15 protein-coding genes are annotated in these 21,714 nt (G+C 70.5%); 11 read left to right on the top strand and 4 right to left on the bottom strand.

Annotated features, from left to right (window positions below; genetic code table 11):
* Positions 1-8 precede the first annotated feature (8 nt).
* The 4 genes from IH26_RS0111780 to IH26_RS0111765 all read left to right on the top strand — a co-directional run bounded on the left by IH26_RS0111780 (position 9) and on the right by IH26_RS0111765 (position 5,629).
* The gene (locus IH26_RS0111780; protein ID WP_030436195.1) at positions 9-1,280 is read left to right on the top strand and encodes an ABC transporter substrate-binding protein; all 1,272 of its coding nucleotides are present in this window, start codon (positions 9-11) and stop codon (positions 1,278-1,280) included.
* 61 nt (positions 1,281-1,341) lie between these two features.
* The gene (locus tag IH26_RS0111775) at positions 1,342-2,322 is read left to right on the top strand and encodes a carbohydrate ABC transporter permease (protein ID WP_034214900.1); all 981 of its coding nucleotides are present in this window, start codon (positions 1,342-1,344) and stop codon (positions 2,320-2,322) included.
* Positions 2,319-3,173, top strand: a complete 855-nt coding sequence (locus IH26_RS0111770) for a carbohydrate ABC transporter permease (RefSeq protein WP_030436193.1) — start codon at positions 2,319-2,321, stop codon at positions 3,171-3,173. Before IH26_RS0111775 ends, IH26_RS0111770 begins: the two co-directional genes overlap by 4 nt.
* On the top strand, positions 3,173-5,629 hold the full coding sequence (locus IH26_RS0111765; RefSeq protein ID WP_030436192.1) for a glycoside hydrolase family 2 protein: 2,457 nt from the start codon (positions 3,173-3,175) through the stop codon (positions 5,627-5,629). The genes IH26_RS0111770 and IH26_RS0111765 overlap by 1 nt, the downstream gene beginning before the upstream one ends.
* On the opposite strand, the gene IH26_RS0111760 is transcribed toward IH26_RS0111765, so the two are convergent.
* Together IH26_RS0111760 and IH26_RS0111755 are read right to left on the bottom strand one after the other, a co-directional pair.
* Entirely contained in the window at positions 5,626-8,067 is a 2,442-nt protein-coding gene (locus IH26_RS0111760; protein ID WP_030436191.1) for an MFS transporter, read from the bottom strand. The genes IH26_RS0111765 and IH26_RS0111760 overlap by 4 nt on opposite strands.
* A 35-nt stretch (positions 8,068-8,102) precedes the next feature.
* Positions 8,103-8,987 (bottom strand): SDR family oxidoreductase, encoded by an 885-nt coding sequence (locus tag IH26_RS0111755; protein WP_030436190.1) that lies wholly within the window; start codon positions 8,985-8,987, stop codon positions 8,103-8,105.
* 83 nt (positions 8,988-9,070) lie between these two features.
* Between IH26_RS0111755 and IH26_RS0111750 the strand changes: the two genes are divergently transcribed.
* On the top strand, positions 9,071-9,637 hold the full coding sequence (locus IH26_RS0111750; protein ID WP_030436189.1) for a TetR/AcrR family transcriptional regulator: 567 nt from the start codon (positions 9,071-9,073) through the stop codon (positions 9,635-9,637).
* A 115-nt stretch (positions 9,638-9,752) separates the two neighbouring features.
* On the opposite strand, the gene ilvD is transcribed toward IH26_RS0111750, so the two are convergent.
* Positions 9,753-11,600, bottom strand: coding sequence for a dihydroxy-acid dehydratase (gene ilvD, locus IH26_RS0111745; RefSeq protein ID WP_030436188.1), 1,848 nt, complete (start codon positions 11,598-11,600; stop codon positions 9,753-9,755).
* A 111-nt stretch (positions 11,601-11,711) separates the two neighbouring features.
* On the opposite strand from ilvD, the gene IH26_RS0111740 reads away from it, so the two are divergent.
* The 6 genes from IH26_RS0111740 to serA all read left to right on the top strand — a co-directional run bounded on the left by IH26_RS0111740 (position 11,712) and on the right by serA (position 21,024).
* Entirely contained in the window at positions 11,712-14,063 is a 2,352-nt protein-coding gene (locus IH26_RS0111740; protein WP_245665121.1) for a putative bifunctional diguanylate cyclase/phosphodiesterase, read from the top strand.
* A gap of 144 nt (positions 14,064-14,207) precedes the next feature.
* The gene (locus tag IH26_RS0111735; RefSeq protein ID WP_030436186.1) at positions 14,208-16,031 is read left to right on the top strand and encodes an acetolactate synthase large subunit; all 1,824 of its coding nucleotides are present in this window, start codon (positions 14,208-14,210) and stop codon (positions 16,029-16,031) included.
* A gap of 2 nt (positions 16,032-16,033) precedes the next feature.
* Positions 16,034-16,549 carry an acetolactate synthase small subunit gene (ilvN, locus tag IH26_RS0111730; RefSeq protein WP_030436185.1) on the top strand — a complete coding sequence of 172 codons (516 nt, stop codon included), beginning with the start codon at positions 16,034-16,036 and terminating at the stop codon, positions 16,547-16,549.
* Positions 16,550-16,619: 70 nt separating this feature from the next.
* Entirely contained in the window at positions 16,620-17,633 is a 1,014-nt protein-coding gene (ilvC, locus tag IH26_RS0111725) for a ketol-acid reductoisomerase (protein WP_030436184.1), read from the top strand.
* Between the two features lie 307 nt (positions 17,634-17,940).
* The gene (gene mpgS / locus IH26_RS0111720) at positions 17,941-19,182 is read left to right on the top strand and encodes a mannosyl-3-phosphoglycerate synthase (RefSeq protein ID WP_034214738.1); all 1,242 of its coding nucleotides are present in this window, start codon (positions 17,941-17,943) and stop codon (positions 19,180-19,182) included.
* Between the two features lie 243 nt (positions 19,183-19,425).
* Positions 19,426-21,024, top strand: a complete 1,599-nt coding sequence (serA, locus tag IH26_RS0111715; RefSeq protein WP_030436182.1) for a phosphoglycerate dehydrogenase — start codon at positions 19,426-19,428, stop codon at positions 21,022-21,024.
* Between the two features lie 26 nt (positions 21,025-21,050).
* Here the strand turns inward: serA and IH26_RS0111710 are convergent, their stop codons facing one another.
* Complete coding sequence (locus tag IH26_RS0111710) at positions 21,051-21,413, bottom strand: hypothetical protein (RefSeq protein ID WP_030436181.1); 363 nt, start codon at positions 21,411-21,413, stop codon at positions 21,051-21,053.
* Positions 21,414-21,714: the final 301 nt, after the last annotated feature.

Here is a 21,714-nt window from a genome sequence, read left to right as displayed (position 1 = left end):
GAGGCGCAATGAAACGGCTTGGCAAAGCGTCGGCTGCGGCCGGCCTGGCGGCAGCACTGGCCCTGACGGGCTGTAGCGGGCAGAAGCTCGAGGGCGGCGACAAGGGCGGCAGCGGCACCATCACGCTCAAGGTCGCGTTCTGGGGCGACATGGGCCTGGACAAGCTCAAGGCCGAGTACGAGGCGGCCCACCCGAACGTCAAGATCGTGCTGAACTCCGGCGAGTACAACGCCCAGCACGAGGACCTGCAGAAGAAGCTGGTCGCCGGCTCCGGCGCCCCGGACATCTCGGCCATCGACGAGGGCTTCATCGTCCAGTTCCGCAGCCAGGCGGACAAGTTCGTCAACCTGATGGACAAGGGTGGCGCCGAATACCAGTCGAAGTACCTGCCGTGGAAGTGGCAGGAGTCGATGTCGCCGGACGGCAAGCAGATCGGCCTCGGCACCGACGTCGGCGGCCTGGCCATGTGCTACCGCTCCGACCTGTTCAAGAAGGCCGGCCTGCCCACCGACCGGGACGCCGTCTCGAAGCTGTGGCCCGACTGGGACTCCTTCATCAACGTCGGCAAGCAGTACGTCGCCAAGACCGGCAAGAAGTTCGTCGACTCCGGCACCAACATGTTCAACCCGGTGCTCGCCCAGCAGCCGGTCGGCTTCTTCGACACCAGCGACAAGCTGCAGATGGACGGCGGTCCGAAGGTCGCGTTCGACGTCAGCATGAAGGCGATCGACGCCGGCCTGTCGGCGAACCTCGCCAGCTTCCAGCCCAACTGGGACCAGGGCTTCAAGAAGGACCAGTTCGCGGTCCTGGCCTGCCCGGCCTGGATGATCGGCCACATCCAGGACACCGCGCCCGACCAGAAGGGCAAGTGGGACATCGCATCCATCCCGGGTGGCGGCGGTAACTGGGGCGGTTCCTGGTGGACCATCCCGGCCCAGGGCAAGAACATCGACGCCGCGGTCGACTTCGTGAAGTGGATGGTCGCGCCGGAGCAGCAGATCGAGGTCTTCAAGACGGTCGGCAACCTGCCCTCGCAGCCCGATCTCTACAAGGACCCGGCGGTGCTCGACTACAAGAAGGAGTTCATGAGCAACGCCCCGACCGGCCAGATCTTCGCGGCCACCGCGGCGAACCTGAAGCCGCAGTACCTGGGCAAGAAGGCCGGCCCCACCCGGGTCGCGGTCGAGGACGTGATCACCCAGGTCCAGCAGGGCAAGCTCAAGTCGGCCGACGCCTGGGCGGTAGCGGTCAAGGAAGCCGAGAAGGCCGCCAACTCCTGACAGCACCACGTTCGTACGGCGGGGCGGCGCGTTGCCGCCCCGCCCTTAGCTAGGAGTGGCCGTGTCCCTCACCCAGCTCCGGCCGTCGCCGCACCACGAGGCGCCCCCGGTCGAGCCGAGCCGGACCAGACTCTGGCTCTACCGCTTCGACATCCGGGCGATCCCGTACGTCTTCATCGCTCCGTTCTTCCTCCTGTTCGCGATCTTCGGCCTGTTCCCGATCGTCTACAACGCGGTCGTGTCGCTGCGCACCTGGCGACTCGACGAACCGGACAAGGACGGCTGGGCCGGCTTCGCCAACTTCACGAAGCTGCTCCACGACTCCGACTTCTGGAACGCGCTCTACAACACGTTCGGCATCTTCCTGCTCTCGACCGTGCCCCAGCTGCTGCTCGCGCTGATCGTGGCGAACCTGCTCAACCGCAAGCTGCGGGCGCAGACCTGGTGGCGGATCGGCATCCTGCTGCCGTACCTCACCCCGGTGGTCGCCTCGACGCTGGTCTTCTCGGTCTTCTTCGCCCGCGACAACGGCATGGCGAACTGGTTCCTCTCCCTGGTCGGCTTCGGCCAGGACCACCCGCTGGACTGGCGGGCCGAGAAGTGGAGCAGCTGGATCGCGATCGCCACCATGGTCAACTGGAAGTGGATCGGCTACAACGCGCTGCTCTATCTCTCCGCGATGCAGGCCATTCCCAAGGACGTGTACGAGGCGGCCGCCGTCGACGGCGCCGGCCCGTGGCGTCAACTCTGGCGGATCACCGTGCCGATGATCCAGCCGGTCGTCGTGTTCACCGTGATCCTCTCGACGATCGGCGGCCTGCAGCTGTTCAACGAGCCGATGATGTTCGACGAGAACCCCCAGTCGGCGACCGGCGGCTCGGCACACCAGTTCCAGACCATCGCCCAGCTGATCTACAAGGTCGGCTGGAAGGACCTCAACCTCGGGTACGCGGCCGCGATGAGCTGGGCACTCTTCCTGATCATCCTGATCGTCGCCGGGATCAACGCCGGGCTCACCAAGCGCATCGGAGGGGACCGGTGACCACGTTCGTGAACCGGGCGCCGCAGGAGACCCGCGGCAACTGGAAGACGTACCTCGGCCTGATCGTCGTTTTGATCTTCTCGGCCTTCCCGGTGTACTGGATGTTCGTCATCGCGACGAGCACCGACGCGGCCGTCTCGCAGATCCCGCCCTCGGTGATCCCGGGCGGCCAGCTGTTCGAGAACCTGCACGAGGTCTTCACGATGCAGGAGGTCTACTTCACGGCCTCCCTGATCAACAGCGTGATCGTGTCCGGCGCGATCACCGCGGCCACCCTGTTCTTCTGCTCGCTGGCCGGGTTCGCCTTCGCGAAGCTGCGCTTCCCGGCCCGCAACGCGCTGATGTTCGTGGTGATCCTCACCCTCACCGTGCCCAACCAGCTCGGCGTCGTCGCCCTCTACATCCTGATGGGCAAGATCGGCTGGAACGGCACCCTGCTGGCGGTCATCGCGCCCGGCCTGGTCAGCGCGTTCGGCGTGTTCTACATGCGGCAGTTCATCGCCCACGCGGTGCCGGACGAACTGGTTGAATCGGCGCGCATCGACGGCGCGATGACCCTGCGGGTCTACTGGAGCATCGTGCTGCCGGCGATCCGCCCGGCGCTCGCCGTCCTCGGGCTGCTCACCTTCGTGATGGCCTGGAACGACTTCCAGTGGCCACTGATCACGCTGAACGGCACCGACTTCCCCACCTCGATGGTCGCGCTCAGCGACCTCGCCAGCGGCAACTACGTGATCTACCGCCGCGTGCTGGCGGGCGCGTTCGCGGCTACCGTTCCCTTGATAGTGCTGCTCCTGATCGGCGGCCGGCAGATCGTCCGGGGAATCATGGAAGGTGCCGTAAAGAACTGATGAGTTACCGACCTCTGCACGACGGCTGGACCGTTTCCGGCGGCGATGTGACGCGGCTGCCGGCGAGCGTTCCCGGGTGCGTGCACACCGATCTGCTCGCGGCCGGCCGCATCGAGGATCCCTACCTGGACGAGAACGAGACGAAGCTGTCCTGGATCGGGCGCACCGAGTGGGAGTATGCGACCTCCTTCACCGCCACCCCGGACACACCCCGGATCGACCTCGTCTGCGCGGGCCTCGACACGGTCGCGTCGATCGAGCTGAACGGCGAACAGGTCGGGCAGACCGCCAACATGCACCGCGGCTACCGCTTCGACATCCGCGACCTGCTGCGCGCGGGCGACAACACCTTGAAGATCAAGTTCAACAGCCCTTATGTGTACGCCGAGGAGCAGCAACGCCGGTTGGGGGCCCGTCCGAACGCGTACGGTGAGCCGTTCAACTTCATCCGGAAGCAGGCGTGCAACTTCGGCTGGGACTGGGGGCCGACCCTGGTGACGGCCGGCATCTGGCAGCCGATCGGCCTGCACGGCTGGTCGGTGGCCCGCCTCGCCGAGGTCCGCCCCCAGGTCACGGTGGGCGCCGGGGTGGGCCGGGTCGAGGTGCGGGTGCGGCTCGAGCGGGCGGCCGAGGCGCCGGTGACCATCACCGCCTCGGTCGCCGGCCGCCGAGCCACGGCCACCGTCGACGGCATCGAGGCGCTGCTGATCCTCGCCGTCGACGACCCGGCGCTCTGGTGGCCACGCGGCTACGGTTCCCCGTCGCTCTACACCCTGGACGTCACGCTGTCCTCGGCTTCCGGGGACACCCTCGACTCCTGGTCCCGCATGATCGGCTTCCGCACGGTACGCATCGACACCGCGGGCGACGCGTACACGGTGGTGGTCAACGACGTCCCGGTCTTCGTCCGCGGCGTCAACTGGATCCCCGACGACGTCTTCGCCGACCGCGTCACCCGTCCGCGGCTGGCGGCCCGGTTCGCCCAGGCCGCCGACGCCAACGTCAACTACCTGCGGGTCTGGGGCGGCGGCCGGTACGAGTCCGAGGAGTTCTACGACCTCGCCGACGAGCTGGGCTTCCTGGTCGGGCAGGATTTCACCTTCGCCTGCGCCGCGTACCCGGAGGAGGAGCCGTTCGCCGCCGAGGTCGAGGCCGAGGCGCGGGAGAACGTGGTGCGCCTCAGCTCGCACCCCAGCCTCGCGCTGTGGACCGGCAACAACGAGAACCTGTGGGGCCACGAGGACTGGAACTGGAAGCAGTCGCTGGCCGGGCGGTCGTGGGGCGCCACCTATTACTACGAGCTGCTGCCGCGGATCGTGGCCGAGCTCGACCCGACCCGCCCGTACTGGCCGGGCAGCCCATACTCCGGCACCCCCGACCGTCACCCGAACGACCCGGCCTACGGCACCACGCACGTCTGGGACGTGTGGAACACCGACGACTACACCAAGTACGCCGCGTACCGCCCCCGCTTCGTGGCCGAGTTCGGCTTCCAGGCCCCGCCCGCGTATTCGACGCTGACCCGCGCCCTCTCGGACCACCCGCTCGCCCCCGACTCGCCCGGCATGGCCCACCACCAGAAGGCGATCGGCGGCGACCAGAAGCTCGACCGGGGCCTGACCAACCACCTGCCCGCGCCGCGCGATTTCGACGACTGGCACTACCTCACGCAGCTCAACCAGGCGCGCGCGGTGGCCTTCGGCATCGAGCACTTCCGCTCGCTGCGCCCGCTCTGCATGGGCGCCATCATGTGGCAGCTCAACGACTGCTGGCCGGTCACCTCCTGGGCCGCGGTCGACGGCTACGGCCGCAAAAAGCCCCTCTGGTACGCGATGCGCGACGCGTACGCCGACCGACTGCTCACCCTGCAACCCCGCACCGGCGCCGAGCTGCTCCCCGGCGGCCCCGACCCGGTCGAGCCCGGCGCCGTCTTCACCCCCGAGGGCGCCCCCGCCCTGATCGCGGTCAACGATGGCCCCACGCCATGGACCGTCGAGGCCACCGTGACCCGCCGCAACCTGGCCGGCGACGTGCTGGCCGCCGCCACCCTGAGCGTCCCGGTCCCGGCCGGCGCCGCGGTCACCACGCCGCTACCACCCGACCTGACCACCCCCGCCGACCCGTCGGCCGAGCTGATCGTGGCCGACTCCGGCGAGGCCCGTACGTTCTGGTTCTTCGCCCGGGACAAGGACATCGACTGGCCCGCCGCCTCCTGCACCACGGCGGTCGAAGCCGACGGACCGTCCACAATGGTCACCGTCACGGCCGGGACGATCCTGCGGTCGCTGACCCTCTACCCCGACCGCCTCGACCCGGCAGCCGAGGCCGACCGCGCCGACGTGACCCTGCTGCCCGGCGAGTCGGTCACCTTCACCGTCCACTCGGAACAGTCGCTCGACCCGGTCGCCCTGACCACCCGCCCGGTCCTCCGCTGCGTCAACGACATCGGCGGCTAAACCGGCGTGACGACCGCGGGGGCGCCGAGCAGGATGTCGTGGTCGGCCCGCTCGCCGCTCACCTCCACCCGGCTGGCGACCGGCGCGAACCCGCTCGCGGCGACCGTGTAGGTGCCCGGCGGCAGGTCGCGCAGCTCGTACCGGCCGTCGTGGTCGGTGGTGGTGGCGCCGGCCACTTCGCCGGCCGCATCGACCGCCACCACCGACGCCTCGGGGACCGGGCGGCCGGATCGGGCCGCCCGCACGCGCCCGGTCAGCGTCGTGCCGATGGCCAGCACCAGGTCGGCCTGGGTTCGGCCGGGCGAGATGATCCGGGTCGCCGCGCGGGCGTGTGCGGCGGTCGCGGTCAGCATGTAGTCGGACCGGTCGAGGCCGGCGAGCCGATAGCGGCCGTCGGCGTCGGTGCTCGCGGTGGCCACCACCGTGCCGCTCAGGTCGGTGAGCGTCACCGAGGCGCGGGCGATCGGCCGGCTCTGCCGGTCGGTGATCCGGCCCTCGACGCGACCCGCGCCGGCCAGCGCGAGCACCCGGCGCACCTCGCCGACCCCGGCGTTCACGAGCACGGCGGCCGGCTGGTGGTCGTCGGCCGCGCAGATCAGCAGGAACGCTCCGCCGTTCGGCAGCGGCAGCCGGAATTCGCCGTCCGCCCCGGTGACGGCGTGCGCGACCTGCCCACCGGCGAACTCGGCGACGGTGACGGTCGCACCGGCCAGCGGCCGCCCGCCGGGTCCGTCCACCCGCCCACTCACCACCGGGCGACTTCGATCCTCATTGGACACTGACACTCCAGACGTCGGCGGGGTAACGGGCTTCGGCGAGGGCCGCCCCGCGGCCGCGACCGCGGTCGGCTCGGCATGAGCAGGCATGGGCGGGGGCGGGGGAGCGATCTCGGGCTCGCGGGTGGCCATCGCCGGCTGTGCGCGCAACTCCACCTGCGGCAAAAGCATGAACAGCACGAACGCCACAACCAGAAGCAGCGCCGCCAACGAGAAGATCTGGTCCATCGCGTCCGAAAACCCGGACTCAAACGGCCGGGCGAGCGCCGGCGACAACCGCTTCAGGAACGAGGTGTCGTTCAGCGACGTCCCGGAAACCGGCGGCGCGGCGACAGCCGCCTGGCGGAACGCGTCGCCGATCCGGTCGCCGACCGTGCCGAACAGGATGGACAGGAAGACCGCCGTCCCGGCCGTCGCGCCCATCTGCCGGAAGAACGTCGCCGAACTCGTCGCCACCCCGATCTCCGCGGGCGCCATCGCGTTCTGCACGGCCAGCGTGATCGGTTGCAGGACAAAACCCAACCCCAGACCGAAAACCCCCATGAAGATTCCCGTACGCCAGAACGGGGTGTCGACGCCGATCTCGCCGAGCAGCAGCAGCCCGGAGATCATCAACAGCGCCCCGGACATCGGGTACGGCTTGTACCGGCCGGTCCGCGCGATCAGCTGGCCGGAGATCAGCGAGCCGGCCATGATGCCGGCGGTCAGCGGCAGCAGTTGCAGACCCGACGTGGTGGGCGTCGCGCCCCGTACGATCTGCAGATAGAGCGGCAGCAGGGCGAGCCCGCCGAACATGCCCATGCCGATCACGAAGCCGCCGGCCGAGGTCAGCGCGAAGGTCGGGTTGCCGAAGAAGCGCAGCGGGATCAGCGCCTCCTCGCCCATCACCGCCTCGGTGAGCAGGAACATCACCAGCCCGAGGGCCCCGATCGCGAAACAGGTCAGCGAACCCGCCGACGTCCAGCCCCAGACCCGGCCCTGCTCGGCCACGGTGAGCAGCGGCGCCAGGCAGACGCAGATGGTGATCGCGCCCCACCAGTCGATCCGGTGGTCGCGCCGGACGTGCGGCAGGCGCAGCCCCCGGGCGACCACCAGCAGCGCGACCACGCCGATCGGCACGTTGACCAGGAACACCCAGCGCCACCCGGCGACGCCGAGGATCCGGTCGGCGCCGGCGAAGAAGCCGCCGATCACCGGACCGAGCACGCTGGCCATGCCGAAGACGGCCAGGAAGTAGCCCTGGTAGCGCGGGCGGTCCCGGACCGGGACCACGTCCGCGATGATCGCCAGCGCGAGGGAGAACAGGCCGCCCGCTCCCAGCCCCTGCACCGCCCGGCAGCCGGCCAGGAGGTACATCGAGGTGGCGAGGGAGCAGGCGGCCGAGCCGAGCACGAAGATCGTGATAGCGGCCAGGAAGAACCGCTTGCGGCCGTAGATGTCGGAGAGCTTGCCGTACAGCGGCGTCGAGATGGTCGCCGTGATCAGGTACGCCGTGGTGACCCACGCCTGCATCGACAGCCCGTGCAGGTCGTCGCCGATGGTCCGGATCGCCGACGCCACGATCGTCTGGTCGAGCGCGGCGAGGAACATGCCGAGCATCAGCCCGGCGAGCACCCCGAGGATCTGGCGGTGGCTGAGGCTCGATGACGCGGAAGATCCCACCTACTCGCAACGATGCATCGTGCCGCGAGGTTTCCTTACGACGTGTACGCGCCGGCGTCGAGGTCCTCGATCAGGGTCGGGTGGGTCGGCTGCCAGCCCAGGGTCCGCCGGGTGTACTCGCTGGTGATCGGCAGGTCCATCGCGAAGAACGCGGCCAGCCACTCGAAGTGCTCGGCCGGCACCTCCTTCACCGGGAGGTCGGTGGCCCGGCCGATCGCCTCGGCGATCTCCCTGGTGGGCACGCCCTCGTCGGCGATCGCGTGCCACACCGAGCCGGGGGTCGCCCGCTCGACGACGAGCCGGAGCAGGGCGGCGGCGTCCCGGACGTGCACGGCCGGCCAGCGGTTGCCGCCGTCGCCGGGGTAGCCGCTCACGCCGCCGCGGCGGGCGATGTCGACCAGCGTAGCCATGAAGCCGTGGTCGCCCTTGCCGTGCACGGTGGGCGCGAACCGGACCACCGCGGAGCGCACGCCGCGGTCGGCGAGGGCGAGGGTGGCGGCCGCGTTGGCCATCCGCGGGTGCTGGCCGGCGTCGGGACGGTCCTGCTCGGTGGCGGCCCGGCCCGGGGCCGCGCCGATCACACCGGAGGCGATCACCAGCGCCTTGCCGGTGCCGGCCAGAGCGTCGCCGATCGCGTCGATGGCGGCCCGGTCCATCGCGGCCGCGGCGGCCATCCCGGCCGGCGAGAAGTCGGCGTGGTTGTAGCCGAGGTGGATCACGCCGTCCGAGTCGGCCGCGGCGGCGCGCAGGCCGTCGAGGTCGGCCAGGTCGCCGCGGCGGACCTCGGCGCCGAGCGCGGCCACCTTGGCGGCGGACGCGTCCGAGCGGGCCAGGCCGACGACCTGGTGGCCGGCCTCGAGCAGCGCGGTGACGGTGGGCGAGCCGATCCAGCCGGATGCGCCGGTGACGAAGATGCGCATGTCGAACCTCCAGTGATGTCACTTGATGACATCACCCACGCTAGCACGGTGATGTCACCGTGTGACATGACTAGAATCACCGTGTGGGACGGTGGGAGGGAGACGCGGCCGGCCGCCTCAGCGGGGCGGCGATGCGGCTGTACGTCGAGCGGGGCTACGAGCAGACGACGGTCGCGGAGATCGCCGCCGAGGCCGGGCTGACCGCGCGCACGTTCTTCCGGCACTTCGCGGACAAGCGCGAGGTGCTCTTCGCCGGCTCGGAGCGGCTGCTGACCCACATGGTCGAGGCGCTCGACGCGGCGCCGGCAACGGGCGGGCCGATGCGCACGGTCGCGGCCGCCCTCGATGCGGCGGCGGAGCTGCTAGGGCGTGACCGCTCGTGGTCGCGGCAGCGGCAATCGCTGATCGACACGAACGCGGAGTTGCGCGAGCGCGAGCTCATCAAGATGGCGAGGATCGCCGCCGCGCTGGCCGAGGAGCTGCGCCGGCGGGGCGTGCCGGCGGCCGATGCGAGCCTGGCGGCGGAGGCCGGCATCGCCGTCTTCCGGGTCGCCTGGGAGCGGTGGCTGACCGGCGCCGACGAGCTCGACCTGGCCACCGTCATGAAGGCCACCCTGAGCCGCCTCGCCGCGGTGACCGCCGCGGAGTAACCCACCACACCGGCCGGAAGCGGCCGGCGGCCCGGACCACGCACCTGGCCGGTGCGCGGAACCGGGTTCTGCCGTTGTGCGGTTGTCGCCCCGCCACGCGTACGGTATCTGCGGTTTATTCCGGAACGCGGCGGTAGGCGCCGTCGGAAGCGCTCGTGGCCATCGAGGCATAGGCCCGCAGGGCCGCGGAGACCGGGCGCACCCGATCGGCCGGCGTGTACGGCTTGGCGCGGCGCTCCTGCTCGTGGCGGCGCTGGGCCAGCGTCTCGTCGTCGACGTTGAGCGTGATGCCGCGGCCCGGGATGTCGATGGTGATCTCGTCGCCGGTCTCGACCAGGGCGATCAGGCCGCCGGACGCCGCCTCGGGGGAGATGTGGCCGATGGACAGGCCGCTGGTGCCGCCGGAGAAGCGGCCGTCGGTGATCAGCGCGCACGCCTTGCCGAGGCCGCGGCCCTTCAGGAAGCTCGTCGGGTAGAGCATCTCCTGCATGCCGGGGCCGCCCCGCGGGCCCTCGTAGCGGATCACCACGACGTCGCCCTCGACCACCTGCTTGCCGAGGATGCCCTCGACCGCGGCATCCTGCGACTCGAAGACGCGGGCCGGGCCGGTGAACTTCCACAGCGACTCGTCGACGCCGGCCGTCTTCACCACGCAGCCGTCGGGCGCGAGGTTGCCGAACAGGATCGCCAGACCACCATCGACCGTGTACGCGTGATCCACGCTCCGGATGCAGCCGTTCTCGCCGTCCGTGTCCAGCGTCGCCCAGCGGTTCGTGGTGCTGAACGGCTGCGTCGTGCGGACGCCGCCGGGGGCCGCGTGGTAGAGCTCAAGGGCTTCTTCGCTGGGGTTTTCGGAGCGGATGTCCCATTTGCCCAGCCAGCTCGACAGATCGCGCGAATGGACGGAGCGCACGTCGGTCTTGAGCGCCCCGCCGCGGTGCAGCTCACCGAGCAGGGCGGGGATGCCGCCGGCCCGGTGCACGTCCTCCATGTGGTACTTCACGCTGTTCGGCGCGACCTTGGCCAGGCACGGCACCCGGCGGGAGATCGCGTCGATGTCGGCCACGCTGAAGTCCAGCTCGGCCTCGCGGGCCGCGGCCAGCAGGTGCAGCACCGTGTTGGTCGAGCCGCCCATCGCCACGTCGAGGGCCACCGCGTTCTCGAAGGCCGACCGGCCGGCGATGCTGCGCGGCAGCACCGACTCGTCGTTCTTCTCGTAGTAGTCCTTGGCGATCTCGACGATCAGCTGGCCGGCCTGCTCGAAGAGCGCGCGGCGGGAGGCGTGCGTGGCCAGCGTCGAGCCGTTGCCGGGCAGCGCCAGGCCGATCGCCTCGGTCAGGCAGTTCATCGAGTTCGCGGTGAACATGCCGGAGCACGAGCCGCAGGTCGGGCAGGCCGAGCGCTCGATCGTGCCGAGCTGCTCGTCGGTCACGTTCTCGTTCGCCGAGGCGCTCATCGCGTCGATCAGGTCGAGTTTTTCGTGCACGATGCCCTCGATCGCGACCGTCTTGCCGGCCTCCATCGGGCCGCCGGAGACGAACACCGTGGGGATGTTGAGCCGCAGCGCGGCGATCAGCATGCCCGGCGTGATCTTGTCGCAGTTCGAGATGCAGACCAGGGCGTCGGCGCAGTGCGCGTTCACCATGTACTCGACCGCGTCGGCGATCAGCTCGCGGCTGGGCAGCGAGTAGAGCATGCCGCCGTGGCCCATCGCGATGCCGTCGTCCACCGCGATCGTGTTGAACTCGCGCCCGACGCCGCCGGCCGCGGCCACCGCGTCGGCGACGATGCCGCCCAGGTCTTTCAGGTGCACATGCCCCGGTACGAACTGCGTATAGCTGTTGGCAATGGCCACGATGGGCTTGCCGAAGTCGTCGTCGGTCATCCCGGTAGCGCGCCACAGGGCACGCGCGCCGGCCATGGTCCGACCGTGGGTCGAGGTCCGGGAGCGCAGGTCAGGCATCCCCTCATAGTGCCACCGCGGCAAGGGCATGCGGCCACCGCCGTCCACAGCTCGGGATATCGCGGGCTTTCGGGGGTGCCCAATTCCATCGACATCCGGCACAGTGTTCCCGTGCAATCACCGTCCGGCGTGGAGCTGGCCGGGACCGTGGGCCTGCTGCTCGCCGTCCCGGCGGTCGCCCTGCTGGGCAATTCCGGCCGCCGGCACACCGGCGCGGCCCGCCGGGCGCATCTCATTCTCGCCCTGGGCGGCGCGGTGGCCACCGCCGCGGCGCTCGCCGGCGCGCTGAGCGCGATGCTCAGCGACGCCCCGCCGCCCCGGCTCCACCTGGGCTCGGCGGTGGCGATCGGCGCCGCGATCGGCATTCTCGCCCTCCTCGTCGGCACGGCGATGCTGCCGGGCGCGGCGGAGAGCCCGGGCGCGGCCGTCCGCCACCTGCTCGACGGCCTGGTGATCGCGGCCGCCATCTGGTTCGTCGGCTGGGCGCTGCTCGCCGAGCCCACCCACCTCCTCGGCGACGCCACCCCGATGGCCTGCCCGTCGCTGTTGATCCCGACCGGCCTGCTGGTCATCTCGCTCGGCCTCACCGTCGTGCTGGCGCTGCACGCGCACCGGCCCCGGCTGACCACGGTCCGGGTGGCCACCGGCGTGACCCTGGTGGCCGCGGCCACGGTCGCCCTGGCCGGCGGCATCTGCCAGGGCCGCGACCAGTGGCAGCTGTCCGGCTCGCTGCTGTTGCCGGCCGGGCTGTCCCTGATCGCGCACGCGGTGAAGGCGGCCGACCAGCCGGTCGAGGTGGTCGGCGACCTGAGCGAGCGCGGCACGGCGTACGCGGTGGTGCCGATGGTCGCGATGGTCGGCGCGCTCGGCTTCCACCTGGCCCAGGGCGGGTCGTTCGGCCTCTACGCCTTCCTCGGCGTCAGCGTCGAGGGCTTCGCGCTGGTCGGCCGGCAGTATCTGGCGCTCGGCGACGTCCGGCGGTACACGCTGCGGCTGCGCCAGAGCGAGGCGCACTTCCGCGAGCTGGCGCACACCGACCCGCTGACCGGCCTGGCCAACCGGCGCGGCCTGCAGCGGGCGCTGCGCGCGTGCGAGTGCCCGGACGAGCCGCTGGTGCTGGTCGGCATCGACCTGGACGGCTTCAAGACGGTCAACGACATGCGCGGGCACGACGTCGGTGACGCGGTGCTGGCCGAGGTGGGCGAGCGACTGCGCCGCAACCTGCTGGACGGCGACGTGGCGGCCCGGCTGGGCGGCGACGAGTTCGCGGTGCTCATGCACGGAACGGCCGATGAGGCGATGCTCACGGCGCACCGGCTGCTGGCGGTGCTGGGCGAGCCGTACGAGGTCGATGGTGGTTCGGTCTTTCTCTCGGCCAGCCTGGGCGTGGCCGACACCGGCGAGCTGATCCGGGACGCCGACCTGGCCCTGCGGTACGCCAAGCAGCGCGGGAAGAACCGCGTCGAGCGCTACCAGGCGCGGTACGACGAGCTGCTGCGCCGCCGCGGCACGCTGGAGAGCGAGCTGCGCCACGCGATCGACCGCGACCAGCTGCGCCTGGTGTTCCAGCCGGTGGTCGCGCTGCCCTCGATGCGGCCGGTCGGCGCCGAGGCCCTGCTGCGCTGGCACCACCCGACCCTCGGTGCGGTCCGGCCGGACGAGTTCATCCCGGTCGCGGAGGAGTCCGGCCTGATCAACCGGATCGGCTCGTGGGTGCTCGCCCAGGCCGTCGCCCAGCTCGCCGACTGGCTGGCCAAGGGGCACGACGTCTGGGTGTCGGTCAACCTCTCGCCCAAGGAGCTGCACGCCGCCGACTACGCCGGCCAGGTCGCCGACGTGCTGGCCGAGCACGGCGTGCCGCCGCAGCGGCTGGTGCTCGAGGTGACCGAGCACGCCGTGGCCACCGACTTGGAGGAACTGGTCAGCCGGCTGGCCGCGCTGCGCGCCACCGGCGTCCGGGTGGCGCTGGACGACTTCGGCGCCGGCTACTCGTCGCTCGGGCAGTTGCGGACGCTCCCGGTCGACATCCTCAAGATCGACCATGCCCTGGTGGCCGAGCCGGAGTCGCGCACCGGCACGGCGGCGCCGCTGGTCGACGTGGTCGTCCGCCTCGGGCACCGGCTCGGGCTGGAGGTGCTGGCCGAGGGCATCGGCACCCCGGCGCAGCGGACGGCCGTCGAGGAGGCGGGCTGCCGGCTCGGGCAGGGCTCGCTGTTCGGCTGGGGCGTCCCGGCCGAGCATCTCGAGGCCCAGCTGCACAGCCTGCGCACCGGCATCCGGCCGGCCCCGATCCCACGGAACGATCCACCGAAGGGCGCCACGGCGCGCAGCCAGGTGGTCACCCTCGGACCGGGAATGAAGCAGCTCAGGGCGGTGCTGCCGACGGATCCCGCGTTCGGGGCACTCGTCGGTGATCAAAATGTGGGATCAGTTGACTCGCCGAGTGAGATGGGGCAACCTTAGGGCCATGTGCTTCGCGTCCCGAGTACTTATGTGAGCGCACCCGCCGATCATGGCGAGTGCGCTAGGTCCCGTGCTTCACAGCACTTGGGGCCTTTTTTGTTGCTCAAGTACCGGTACGACCATCCCGAGAAGGTTCGATAAGCCATGACGAGACCCACTCCCGAGACTCTCGCCCACCGAGCCAATCCGGCCACCGTCGCGGCCGCTGCCGCGCCGGCCGTAGCTTCCCCGGTGCCCACCTCCGGCGCCGGCGCTCTCGTTCGGTCGCTCGAGGCGCTCGGGGTCGAGGTCGCGTTCGGCATTCCGGGCGGGGCGATCCTGCCGGCGTACGACCCGCTCTACGACTCGAAGGTGCGGCACATCCTGGTCCGCCACGAGCAGGGCGCCGGGCACGCCGCGACCGGCTACGCGCAGGCCACCGGCAAGGTCGGCGTCTGCATCGCGACCAGCGGACCGGGCGCGACCAACCTGGTCACGCCGATCGCCGACGCGTACATGGACTCGGTGCCGATCGTCGCGATCACCGGCCAGGTGGCCCGGCCCGCGATCGGCACGGACGCCTTCCAGGAGGCGGACATCCAGGGCATCACGCTGCCGATCACCAAGCACAACTTCCTCGTGCAGAACGCCGAGGAGCTGCCGCGGATCCTGGCCGAGGCGTTCCACCTGGCGGCCACCGGCCGGCCCGGCCCGGTCCTGGTCGACATCCCGAAGGACGTGCTGCAGGCGCCGACCACGTTCGCCTGGCCGCCCACCCTCGACCTGCCCGGCTACCGGCCCACCCTGCACCCGCACGGCAAGCAGATTCGCGAGGCCGCCCGGCTGATCGCCCAGGCCCGCCGCCCGATCCTGTACGTCGGCGGCGGCGTGCTCAAGGCCGGCGCCACCGACGGGCTGCGCAAGCTGGCCGAGCTCACCGGCATCCCGGTGGTCACCACGCTGATGGCGCTGGGCGCCTTCCCCGACTCGCACCCGCAGCACCTGGGCATGCCCGGCATGCACGGCACGGTCCCGGCGGTCTACGCGCTGCAGAAGTCCGACCTGCTGATCACCCTGGGCGCCCGGTTCGACGACCGGGTCACCGGCAAGCTCGACTCGTTCGCCCCGGACGCCAAGGTCGTGCACGCCGACATCGACCCGGCCGAGATCGGCAAGAACCGGCACGCCGACGTCCCGATCGTGGGCGACGCCCGGCACGTGATCGACGAGCTGATCGCGGCGGTCTCGGCCACGGCCGGCGGCGCCGCCCAGTACGAGTCGTGGTGGGCCACGCTGAACGAGCTCCGCGAGCGCTACCCGCTGGGCTACGAGGAGCCGACCGACGGCTCGCTCGCCCCGCAGTACGTGATCGAGCGGATCGGCGAGCTGGTCGGCCCGGACGCGATTTACGTGGCCGGCGTTGGGCAGCACCAGATGTGGGCCTCCCAGTTCATCAAGTACGAGAAGCCGGGCACCTGGCTGAACTCGGGCGGCGCCGGCACGATGGGCTACGCCGTGCCGGCCGCGATGGGCGCCAAGGTGGGCCGCCCGGACACCGCGGTGTGGGCGATCGACGGCGACGGCTGCTTCCAGATGACCAACCAGGAGCTGGCCACCTGCGCTCTGGAGGGCATCCCGGTCAAGATCGCCGTGATCAACAACGGCAACCTCGGCATGGTCCGGCAGTGGCAGACGCTGTTCTACGACGGCCGCTACTCCAACACCGAGCTGGGCACGCACAAGCACCGCATCCCCGACTTCGTGAAGCTGGCCGAGGCGCTCGGCTGCATCGGGCTGCGCTGCGAGTCGAAGGCCGACGTCGACAAGATCATCCAGCAGGCCATGGAGATCAACGACGCGCCCGTGGTCATCGACTTCACGGTCGGCAAGGACGCCATGGTCTGGCCGATGGTCGCGGCCGGCACCAGCAACGATGAGATCATGTTCGCCCGGGACGTGCGCCCCAGCTTCGACGAGGACGACCTGTAACCATGAACAAGCACACCCTGTCCGTGCTGGTCGAGAACAAGCCCGGCGTGCTCGCCCGGGTGAGCGGGCTCTTCTCCCGGCGCAGCTTCAACATCGACTCCCTGGCGGTGGGCGAGACGGAGAACCCGGACGTCTCCCGCATCACGATCGTGGTCAACGCCGACTCCTCACCCCTGGAGCAGGTGACCAAGCAGCTCAACAAGCTGGTGAACGTCCTCAAGATCGTCGAGCTGGACCCGCAGCAGTCGGTCCAGCGGGAGCTTCTGCTGGTCAAGGTGCGCGCCGATCGTGCGCAGCGAAGCCAGGTCCTCGAGACGGTCGAGCTGTTCCGGGCGAAGGTGATCGACGTCGCGCCGGACACCCTCACCATCGAGGCGACGGGTAACCCCGACAAACTGGACGCGTTGCTGCGCGACCTCGAGCCGTACGGCATCAAGGAGATGGTGCAGTCGGGCCTGGTGGCCATCGGCCGCGGCTCCCGCTCCATCACGACCGGCCCGGCGCTCCGCGCCGCCTAATCAGAGCCCGAAAGCCCATCCGACCACCCCACCGCCGCCCTTATCCGGACTAAAGACTCAAGGATCCAAAATGACCGCGGAAGTTTTCTACGACGACGACGCCGACCTGTCGATCATTCAGGGCAAGAAGGTCGCCGTGATCGGATTCGGCAGCCAGGGCCACGCCCACTCGCTGTCGCTGCGCGACTCGGGCGTCGAGGTGGTGGTCGGCCTGCAGGAGGGCTCGAAGAGCCGGGCCAAGGCCGAGGAGCAGGGCCTCGAGGTCAAGACCCCGGCCGAGGCGTCCGCCTGGGCCGACGTGATCATGGTGCTCGCGCCGGACACCGCGCAGCGCAAGATCTACGCCGAGTCGATCGCCCCGCACCTGACCGCCGGCAAGGCGCTGTTCTTCGGGCACGGCCTCAACATCCGGTTCGAGCTGATCAAGCCGCCGGCCGACGTGACCGTCGCGATGGTCGCCCCCAAGGGCCCCGGCCACCTGGTGCGCCGCCAGTACGTCGACGGCAAGGGCGTGCCCTGCCTGGTCGCTGTCGAGCAGGACCCGACCGGCGAGGGCCTCGCGCTCGCGCTCTCCTACGCGAAGGCGATCGGCGGCGCCCGCGCGGGCGTCATCAAGACCACCTTCAAGGAGGAGACCGAGACCGACCTCTTCGGCGAGCAGGCGGTTCTCTGCGGCGGCACCGCGGCGCTGGTGCAGACCGGCTTCGAGGTGCTCACCGAGGCCGGCTACGCGCCCGAGATCGCGTACTTCGAGTGCCTGCACGAGCTCAAGCTGATCGTCGACCTGATGTACGAGGGCGGCATCTCCCGGATGCGCTACAGCATCTCGGACACCGCCGAGTTCGGCGACTACGTCAGCGGCCCGCGGGTGATCACCCAGGAGACCAAGGCGGAGATGAAGCGGATCCTCGCCGACATCCAGTCCGGCGAGTTCACCCGCCAGCTGATCGAGGACGACGACAACGGCCGCCCGCTGCTGACCAAGTACCGCGAGCAGGGCGCCAACCACCCGATCGAGGTCACCGGCCGCAAGCTCCGCGGGATGATGAGCTGGGTCGACCGCCCGATCACCGAAACCGCATAGCTGGCTGGCTCCGCTTCGCTCCGCGGGCGATCGCCCCTTCGGGGCTGATGAGGAGCCAGGCGGTTTCCCGGCGCCGCAAACCCCGCGACGCCGGAAAACCGACTGTCTCCTCATCGGCGGGGCGATCGCGGAGTCCACGGCGTGCCGTAGGTTGCCGCCCGGTTTCGCCCGCTATGTCGGATGAAACCGGGCGTCGTCGTTAAACGGAAACGTCCACGTTACGTCCCGCTTACCTGCTTGGCGCCGAAATAGAATTGTGTGCCATTCAGGTACTGGAAGGTGGTCTTCGGCGGGTATCTTCGGCCGCATGCGACTGGCTGATTCTTTCCGGAGTGAGCGCTTCGGCGCTGTCCGGATTCATGAGCTGCAGCGGGTCATCGAGTTGGACTCGGGCATGTCGGCGGGGGCTGGCAGTCGTATTGTGGCTCCCGACGAGTTACACGCGGTCGAATCGCAAATGGTAATCGTCGTGCCCTGCATGAATGAGGCACGCGGCGTGATCGAGGGAGTGCTCTCCGGCATTCCCCACGATTGCCTCATTGTTCTGGTGTCGAACAGCGACCGGGCCCCGGTCGACCGATACGAGATCGAGGCGCAGACCGTCGAGCAGTTCTGCCGGCTCGCCGGCCGCTCGGCGATCACCGTCCACCAGCGCGACCCCGGCGTGGCCGGCGCGTTCAAGGCGGCCGGGATGTCCGAGCTGATCGACGACGGCGGGCTGGTCCGGTCCGGCAAGGGCGAGGCCATGCTGATCGGGATGGCCCTGGCCGCGATGACCGGCCGCCGCCACCTGGGCTACGTGGATGCGGACAACTACGTGCCCGGCTCGGTCCACGAGTACTGCAAGGTCTACGCCGCCGGGCTGCACCTGGCCGATTCGCCGTACGCGATGGTCCGGATCTCCTGGCACTCCAAGCCCAAGCTGCGCGACGGCCGGCTGTTCTTCAGCCGCCGCGGCCGCAGCTCGGAGATCACCAACGAGTGGCTGAACCGCTTCCTCGCCGAGTATTCCGGCTTCGGCACCGAGGTGATCGCGACCGGCAACGCGGGCGAGCACGCGATGACCCTCGACCTTGGCCTCAAGCTGCGGCTGGCCGGCGGGTTCGCGGTCGAGCCGTACGAGTATCTCGATCTGTTCGAGCAGTTCGGCGGCGTGCTGGAAAGCACCAGCGCGGACGTGATGGCCAACTCGGTCCCGGTCCTGCAGATCGAGACCCGCAACCCGCACTTCCACGACAACAAGGGCGAGGAGCACGTCCAGGGCATGCGCATGCAGGCCCTCAACGTCCTCTACCACTCGCCGGTGACCCTGCCGTCGGTCCGCCAGGCGATCGTCGACTTCATGGTCGAGCAGGGCGCCCTCGGCATCGGCCAGGAGCCGCCGAAGGAACGCCTCTACCCGCCCGTCGGCACGCTCGACCTGGACCTGCTCTACGACGCGCTGGACGCCGAGGCCCTCAGCTTCCGCCAGCCGGACGGGCGGGTCGCCGCGGGCCTGTCGGCAGCCCCGCCGATCGACCGAGCCGCCATCCCCCGCCGCGTCGCATAGTTCGGTCGCGCTGCGTTGCCGAGGTCGTGGTCCGGCTGGGCGTTTCTCTTCAGCAGCTCCGATCGTACGAGCGTCGGACAGGTCCCCGGCGTGCCTGGGCCGCGAGCCGCAACAACAGCCCCGACTCCGGCCGCCGGGCGGGCCCGGCCCAAGACCTCTAGATGTGACGCCGATCACATAGATATGCCATGACGGCGGACTCGGCGGGCACGATACGAGGGCCGCGACACGGATGGAGGCGCATTGACTCCCGTCGTTCTGATCGCCGAGGAACTCGCTCCGTCCGCCATTGATGTGCTTGCGTTCGACTTCGACGTGCGCAACGTCGACGGCACCGATCGGCCGGCCCTGCTCGCCGCCGTCGCCGAGGCGGATGCGCTGATCGTGCGCAGCGCCACCCGGGTCGACGCCGAGGTGATCGCGGCCGGCGGCTCGCTCAAGGTGATCGCCCGGGCCGGCGTCGGGCTGGACAACGTCGACGTGCCGAGCGCCACCGCGCGCGGCGTCATGGTGGTCAACGCGCCGACCAGCAACATCGTTTCGGCCGCCGAGCAGGCGATCGCGCTGCTGTTGTCGACCGCCCGGCACACCGCCACCGCCAACGCGTCGCTCAAGAGCGGGCAGTGGAAGCGGTCCCGCTACACCGGCGTCGAGCTGCAGGGCAAGACCGTGGGCGTGGTCGGGCTGGGCCGGATCGGGGTGCTGTTCGCGCAGCGGATGGCGTCGTTCGGCACCCGGCTGATCGCGTACGACCCGTACGTCCAGCCGGCTCGGGCCGCCCAGCTCGGGGTGCGCCTGGTCGGGCTCGAGGAGCTGCTGCGGGAGAGCGACTTCATCTCGGTGCACCTGCCGCGTACGCCGGAGACCTTCGGGCTGATCGGCGAGAAGGAGCTCGCCCTGGTCAAGCCCGGCGTCCGGATCGTGAACGCGGCGCGCGGCGGGCTGGTCGACGAGCAGGCGCTGGCCGTCGCGCTGCGCGAGGGCCGGGTGGCCGGGGCCGGGCTGGACGTGTTCGTCACCGAGCCGGTCACCGAGTCGCCGCTGTTCGGCTTCGACAACGTCGTGGTCACCCCGCACCTGGGCGCCTCGACCGTGGAGGCGCAGGACAAGGCCGGCCTCGCGGTGGCCCGCAGCGTCAAGCTCGCGTTGCAGGGCGAGTTCGTGCCGGACGCGGTGAACGTGCAGGCCGGTGGGGTGGTGGACGAGGACGTACGCCCCTTGCTCGCGCTCGCCGAGAAGCTCGGCCGGGTGTTCACGGCGGTGGCCGGGGGCGTGGCCGCGAACGTGGCGGTCGAGGTGCGCGGCGAGATCGTCACGCACGACGTGAAGGTGCTCAAGCTGGCCGCCACCAAGGGCCTGTTCGCCTCGGTGGTCGACGAGCGGGTCACCTACGTCAACGCCCCGCAGCTGGCCGCCGACCGCGGCGTCGAGGTGGAGCTGCTGGTCAGCGACGAGCCGGCGGAACATCAAAACCTGGTTACCGTACGCGGCGCGCTGCCCGACGGCCGCACGGTGAGCGTCGCGGGCACCCTCACGCTGACCGCCACCCGCGAGATCAGCAAGCTCACCGGCGTCGACGACTTCGATCTGGACCTGACCGCGGACGGGGTGCTGCTGTTCTTCCGCTACCTCGACCGGCCCGGCGTGATCGGCGCGATCGGCACCCTGCTCGGCGAGGCGGGCGTCAACATCGCCGCCATGCAGGTGGCCCGCCGCGAGTATCACGGCGAGGCGCTGATGACGCTGACCGTCGACTCCTCGATCGACGCCGAGCTGCTGACCACGGTGGCCGAGCAGATCGGCTCGTCCCGCGGCAGCGTGGTCGACCTGCGCGCCTTCTGAGCAAAGGCGCTCGCTGAGCAAAGGCGCTAGCGCACCCGGGCGGGTGGCGGATAGACCGTCCCGTCCTGCAGGTCGAGCAGGTCCAGATTCAGCTCGCCGGCCAGCCGCTCGATCGTCTCGAGCACCACATCCGGGCAGTCGTCCTGCAGCCGCATCTCGATGTGGTCGGCGGCGGCGTGCAGCGGGGCCACCGCCCACGGCGAGCCGGCCGCCGAGGCGCGCGGGCCGCGATCCGGGTAATCGCTGGTCAGGGCGTCATAGAAGGCGACGACACGGGGGTCGGCCGGGCGCTGCGGGTGCTCTCCGCGCGCACAGCGCGCATTGGCGGCCCGCACGGCGTCCGGCGGGTCCGTTTTGTCCATCGCCCACACCACTAGGTCGAAACTCACCGGCGCATGGTGCCATCACCGAGCACGACACGCGGGAAGCGGCGCGACGACACGCGGGGGATGCGTCTTGCGCGTCATTAGTCCGCATCGCTAGCGTTGTCCCTGCCGCACGGCCCGCCGGTGGGTTCGTCTTCGGGTGACGCGTCCACCGCCGCGAGCCGGTCGGCTGTGTGTATCCGGCGGGACCGAGCCACGCGTACTCGTCGCATCAGCCCCCGCACCGTTTGCCGCGGTGCGGGGGCTGATTTCGCTCACCTGGTGGGACTCACCGCCCGAAGATCGGGACGCGCGGCTAGCCTGG

Origin of the sequence: Actinoplanes subtropicus (genome assembly GCF_000721705.1) — a bacterium.
Taxonomy (GTDB): domain Bacteria; phylum Actinomycetota; class Actinomycetes; order Mycobacteriales; family Micromonosporaceae; genus Actinoplanes; species Actinoplanes subtropicus.
The sequence above is the reverse complement of the archived record's forward strand: the minus strand, read 5'-3'. Positions and strand labels throughout refer to the sequence as shown.

Bases quoted from the DNA above. Each gene is read 5' to 3' on its own strand.
- IH26_RS0111780 (WP_030436195.1), top strand. From the start codon at position 9: ATGAAACGGCTTGGCAAAGCGTCGGCTGCGGCCGGCCTGGCGGCAGCA.
- ilvD (WP_030436188.1), bottom strand. From the start codon at position 11,600: ATGCCTGACCTGCGCTCCCGGACCTCGACCCACGGTCGGACCATGGCC.
- IH26_RS0111735 (WP_030436186.1), top strand. From the start codon at position 14,208: ATGACGAGACCCACTCCCGAGACTCTCGCCCACCGAGCCAATCCGGCC.
- mpgS (WP_034214738.1), top strand. From the start codon at position 17,941: ATGCGACTGGCTGATTCTTTCCGGAGTGAGCGCTTCGGCGCTGTCCGG.
- ilvN (WP_030436185.1), top strand. From the start codon at position 16,034: ATGAACAAGCACACCCTGTCCGTGCTGGTCGAGAACAAGCCCGGCGTG.
- IH26_RS0111755 (WP_030436190.1), bottom strand. From the start codon at position 8,987: ATGCGCATCTTCGTCACCGGCGCATCCGGCTGGATCGGCTCGCCCACC.
- ilvC (WP_030436184.1), top strand. From the start codon at position 16,620: ATGACCGCGGAAGTTTTCTACGACGACGACGCCGACCTGTCGATCATT.
- IH26_RS0111765 (WP_030436192.1), top strand. From the start codon at position 3,173: ATGAGTTACCGACCTCTGCACGACGGCTGGACCGTTTCCGGCGGCGAT.